The sequence below is a fragment of the Okeania sp. genome, assembly GCF_983059655.1.
Window position 1 is genome coordinate 1 of sequence record NZ_CEZPJD010000467.1, and the last position, 6161, is coordinate 6161.

A 6161-nucleotide genomic window follows, 5' to 3' on the forward strand; every position below is an offset into this window, starting at 1 on the left:
AATTTACGTCTGTCCATGGTGTTCTTTTCTCTGGAAGTATTAGTAGTTGTCAGTTGGGTAAGCTATCAGCCATCAGCTATCAGCTATCAGCTTTGTGTTTTTTCAGAGACCAATTTGTCTCTCGATAGATTATCCTAGATTAATGTTAAATTTTGGTTAAGTTTACTTTAGAGAATTTTTGAGTTAGAAATTAGCGATCGCTACGAGGTAAATAATAGCTATGAAACAGCCCCCTAAATCCCCCAATCCTGGGGGACTTTTAGAGTTTTATTTCCCCTCAAATTTGGGTAGCTAGGGGGCAAAATAATTTGAAGTATGAATGCGTAATTGTTTAGTTCTGCTAAAGCCCCACAAATCTCCCAATCCTGGGGAACTTTTAGAGTTTTATTCCCCCTAAATTTGGGGGGCTAGGGGGGCAAAATAATTTGAAGTATGAATGCACGATTGTTTAGTTCTGGTAAAGCCCCCTGAATTCCCCAACCCTGGGGGACTTTTAGAGTTTTATTCCCCCTAAATTTGGGGAATTTTTAGAGTTTTATTCCCCCCAGAATTGGGGGGTTAGGGGGGCAAAATCATACCCTACAAATGGTGTATAATTCGATAGTTTGCGTAAGTCCAGATAATAGAAGATGCTATCCTACTCACTTCTAGACTAATGGGTAATTTAGATGAGTAATGAGGTAGGTACAAAACATCCGATCCTTGACTACATAATTACCATAAATATCTCTATCTATGAGCTTTCGTTGCAAAAGACTTTTCAATACTTCTTCAACTGAATACTTCATAGGAATCATCAGGTTTTCCACTTCAAAACTAGCAGTTAGCTTTTCAAGTGTTACAGAATTCTCCTTTTGTGCAAGTACCCTCAGAACTTTTGCTTCATCAACACTGAGGTCAGAACACCACTTTTCAAAAATAGCATTTCCCACATCCCTCACAGTTGCTTGTAAAGCTTTCTCCCAAGTGCCAATTTCCACATATCTTGACAGATGATTACTGAAAAGGTGATAGCACAGTAATTGCATCTCGAATGGATGTCCCCCAGAATATTCAAATATATTTTGCATAACTTCTTGACTGAATGAAACTCCTGTTCCAGCAAGAGACTCTCGGATGGTTTCTTTAACTTCTTTTTCAGTTAAGTAAGTCAATTCTACTCTAGACAAAAAGTATCTAGAAAGGGGATGGTGCTTTTGAACAGATGTTATTTCTAGCCAATTTGTAGAAGTTGATGCCAAACCAACTAGAATTTTAGTTTCCATAAGTGAATCTGTTAGTGCTGATTTTAATGTCATCAAAATCTCTGGAACTGCTGCCAAATTTTCTAGGTCGTCCAGTAGGATAACAAATACATCGGTTTTATCTTCAATGTCTTCCCATAGTTTGCTGAGAGTATCTCGTAAAAAAGCTTTAGGTGATATTATTTCCTGGTTATTATTATTGCTGCGCTCAAACTTTACTCCAGTTCCCAGTATCTTAATTTCAAGAGAATTAAAGAACTCAAGAACTTTCTTAAACCGATCTACAGGATAAGGTAAATCATGTAAAATCCCTTCTATTATGATACGAGCAACCTCCAGCAAATTCGTATCTTTTTGAATAGGTTCGATGGGAACAATACATGAAATATACCCACGACTTTGACAGATTTTTTTATATTCTCTCAGTAATGTTGATTTACCAATTCCCCAATCACCAAGAATTAGGAAGTGTTCCCGGTATTTACTATAAATTGCTCTATTGAGCTTATCTTCAAAAAATTGGAGTTCTTGTGTTCTGCCGCCAAAAACAGTAGGTTCCAAACCTGTCATTGGTGTAAAAGGGTTTCCCACTCGCCTGATTTTCTCGTTACGAGTATCTATAGCTCTTTGAACTGCTGACACTAAATCTTCAACTGCTGTGGCAGATTTTTCTATAAAATCAAACACACCTTTAGTCAAAGTTCGCCTTGCTAATTCTACATTTCCATAACCAGTTATCACAATAATAGGACGAAGTGGATCGAGGTCTACTGACTCATCTATTAATTCTAATCCTCCCATTTCTTGCCCAGATGAACCGGGAATTTTTAAATCAACAATCAGCACTTCAAATGGTTGATTTCTTAGTTTTTTAAGTGCTGGGATAACTGAATCACATTCCTCTACTTCTATGGTAGATTGAGAGTTTAAATCCTGTGGTGTACCAAAATTAAAAGATTCCGATCTGACTCTACGTTTTAAAGACTTAACATATCTTTTGAGGGTATCTCTATTATCATCTACAATTAATATTTTCAATACCATAATTGATAATTACCATGGAATAAAAGCTTGTAAAAAGGTTAGATTTTTACTTACTAATTTGTCTATAATTTGAGAATTTAACTCTCATTAAATAAAAGAGTAATAGTAGTTCCTTTTTCAGAAGATTCTATTTTTAAATCACCTCCCATCTGATGTATTATTCGATTAATCATATACAATTCTATTCCATAAATACTTTCATTTTTGACAGCTTCTTTCAACAGTTTATTTTTTAAATCATCCCTAATACCAGAGCCGTTATCCTTAATAGATAAAGTAATCAATCCATCATTTTCATAACTTGCAAATATTTGGATTTTACTACCCGGTTTATGCAATGCTTTTGTAGAGTTTCTAATCAGTTCAAACAAAATACTCTTAATTTGATCGGAATTTCCTAGAATAGTTCGACCTTTCAGATGTTCCTGTATCTCGACTTCCATTTCTATATTTGAGGGTAATCTTTGTCTAGACAAATACTCAACTTCAGTTATTAGTTTATCAATCTCAATAACTGCCATCGGTGGCTTACCTATATTAAGATAATATATCAGCTTTTGTAGACAAATTTGGCTATATTCAAGACTTCTTTGAATTAGTTCACATTCCTCTAAAATTTCCGGTGAGTTATTAGATAAGTAGCGAATTTCTTGGTTAGATCCTCCAATATTTAGAAATTCTCCTTTCAGACTATGAGCTACATCAGCACAAATTATTTGATACATTTCATGTGTTTGGTAGCTAGTATCTTTTTCCTCAGAGGTATCAACTAATGAAGGTTGTTTTTTTACTAAATTGAGTCCATCCAGTTTACTAGATTGGAGCTGATTTTTTATACTTCTCCAGAGATTAAATCTTTGCTTAGGTTTTACAGAGGTTGAAACCTCTTTTTGTAAGTAGTATTTTTTATATTCCTTCAACTTTTTCTCTAACTCTCCAATTCTATCCTGAGCTTGTTTAAGCTCACCTCTAACTCGATCATTTGTTTTAATATAATAATTGAGACGATTTGCAAAGTTATTTATAAGTATCTCAGAACTATTTGTTCTTTTAGCTGAATCAATCAATTTTGTAACATGATCCACAAACTTTTTATGATCCATTATTGGTTTGGGGAAATAAGCATCAGCACCACTTTCGTTCAAAAAATTTTCTCGATCGCCTAACGTTGCATGAGCAGTAACTAAGACTACAGGTATTAATGCAGTTTTAGGATTAGATTTCAAGATTTGAGTAATTTCAATTCCATCAACAGCTTTGCCCTGGTAAACACTACGAGCTAGAGAAGTATCCATCAAGATAATGCTGATTTTACCTGACTCCGCTAAGTTTAGTATCTCCTCCACATCCTCTGTGTGTAACGTAGGATATCCGCCGCGTTGTTTCAGAATTCTGGAAAACATATGAGCATTAAGTTGATCGTCTTCAACAATTAGGACAGTATTATAATTCCCCGCAGGAACAATATTGTCACTCTTATCCATAGAATAAGAATATTCTGGTTCAGTATTCAGTTTTTCTGGTATTGAATTATTCACAAAATCACCTCAAATTCTCGAAGTTTTGTTAAAAAACTTTCAGTATACTTTTCTCAAAAGACTATGAAAATAAGGACTATTGATAAGCAGGTAGAAATTAATTAAAAAATATTTTAACAAGGTGAAAAAGGAGCAGACAAGTGCCAAAAGAAACAGGATAACCCCGATCTCCAAAACCTTATCCCAAATTTATTATTTTTACACTTAATTTACTTACCTGCTTTAGATATTAAATAATTTAAACATCATATTGTATATAACAACTTCACAAAAGAATATTCCCAACTATTAAACAAATTTTATAAATTAGAATCTACAATATAGGGACATTCTATAGAATGTCCCAACATTATTTTTCGGCAGGGAAGCAAGTCAAAAACCTATGAAGCACTACCAATCATAATATCGCGCACCCGCACAGGTACACAACTATGACTCATTTGAGCTATCTGCATCGGTTCCCCTTTCCCACAAATATTAGTACCGCACTGCTCCCTTTCAGAAACACTTCCCACCGCATCAACACTATTCCAAAAATCTGTTGTCATCGAATGATAAGTCACATCTTTCAACATTCCCACAACTTTGCCTTTTTTCACCTGCCAAAACGCATCTCCGCCAAATTGAAAATTCCGTCGTTGTTGATCGATAGAAAAACTACCAACACCATCAATCAAAATCCCATCTTCAGTATCAGCAATCATTTCCTCTAAAGTAGCAGTATGACTACCACCATCTGCACCCGCTTCTAACCCCAAATTCGGAATACGTACCATGGGTACACTGGACCAACTGTCAGCAAAAGCACAACCATTACTACTACCACGTCCAAGTCGGTAAGCCGTCTCTCTGTCTGTGAGATAATCAACTAATATTCCATCCTTAACAACATACCATTCTTGTGACTTTACACCCTCATCATCATATCCCATTGTACTACGACCACCTGCTTGAGTGCGATCGCATTTAAAATTCACCCAGGGGGCAGCATATTGAAGTTTACCCATTTTATCGGTAGTGGCAAAACTGGTACCAGCAAAATTAGATTCATAACCATAAACCCTATCTAATTCGGTGGGGTGTCCAACTGATTCGTGGATGGTTAAAAATAGATTTGTTGGCTTTAAAATTAGGGTGGAGCGAATATCTGCAGGTCCTTTGGGAGCATAAACTTTTTCAATTGCTTCCTCAGCAACTCGCTCTACTTGACTCAATAGATCGGTGGGGTTGATATGCTCATAACCAATATTCAAAGGAGGTCGTTCGTAACTACGACTTTGAGCATCGTTATTGGCAATAGCTGTACAAGTAAACCCAGGATAACTACGGTAAATTGTTTGCTCAATTAGGGAATCATTTGTAGAAGCAAATATTTTCTCTTCTTTAGTAAAACGGAGAAAAGAAGCAGCTTTTTTCACTCCTCGCTCTTCATAACTCAATAATCTCTCATTCAAATTTAAAAGTAATTCTGCCTTTTCACCAATGGGTACTGTAAAAGGGTCAATTTCAATCGGAGTAACATAACTATCGCGGTGGGTTTCCACAGGTACTAACTTTACTGGTGTCTGTTGACAGAGATGACTACCCTTAGCAATATCTACTGCTAAAGCGACTATTCTAGCTACCTCTTCTAGACTTTGGCGATGACTGGCAGCAAAACCCCATGCACCATTGAGCAAAACTCTCACCCCAAAACCAGAATTGACCTTATCTTCTAATCTGTTGAGAGAGCGATCGCGAGCTGTTAAATTTTGAGAACGATAAACACATGAGCGAATATCCCCATATTCACATCCGGCCTGACGAATTAAGTCTATGGCGAGGGTAGCTAATTCTGTAGTTTGAATCTTTGCTGGTGCTTGTACCATTGTATGTTAGTCTTAATTTTATCTAAATTTATAGCAGGGAACAGGGAATAGGGAACAGGGAACAGTAACAAAAGCTTTTTTCTGTCTCAAGTTCATCATCAACATAAGTCCTAACCAACTCGTTCCTTGCTATATTTTATATGATGTGCTATTTTTGTCCAAAATTTAGTGTTCTGCAACCGTAATGGTATTGATGGAACCTGGGATAAATTACCTAATAGACATCTCCTCCAAAAGAGGGAACAGGGAACAGGGATAAATAATTGATAATTTATGGATAAGAACTGATTTTATTTTTTATTATCGGAAATGTCTAATGATATTAGCTATGATTACCTCAGTTCCAATGAAAAGAAAGAGGATGTATTTCGGTTTCTTGCCTATTCCCTCACTCCCCTACTCCCCTACTTCCCCACTCCCCTACTCCCTATACAATTATGACTGCACCACTACCCAAAATGTGAGGA

General features: G+C 36.1%; 3 protein-coding genes. All 3 read right to left on the bottom strand.

Annotation, left to right across the window (positions count from 1 at the left end; translation table 11 throughout):
* Nucleotides 1-647: 647 nt before the first annotated feature.
* Entirely contained in the window at nucleotides 648-2288 is a 1641-nt protein-coding gene (locus AC3DU7_RS21955; protein ID WP_488041431.1) for a response regulator, read from the bottom strand.
* Between the two features lie 77 nt (nucleotides 2289-2365).
* Complete coding sequence (locus AC3DU7_RS21960) at nucleotides 2366-3826, bottom strand: hybrid sensor histidine kinase/response regulator (protein WP_488041432.1); 1461 nt, start codon at nucleotides 3824-3826, stop codon at nucleotides 2366-2368.
* 380 nt (nucleotides 3827-4206) lie between these two features.
* Nucleotides 4207-5694: a TldD/PmbA family protein gene (locus AC3DU7_RS21965; protein WP_488041433.1), complete on the bottom strand. Its 1488-nt coding sequence runs from the start codon at nucleotides 5692-5694 to the stop codon at nucleotides 4207-4209.
* Nucleotides 5695-6161 lie beyond the last annotated feature (467 nt).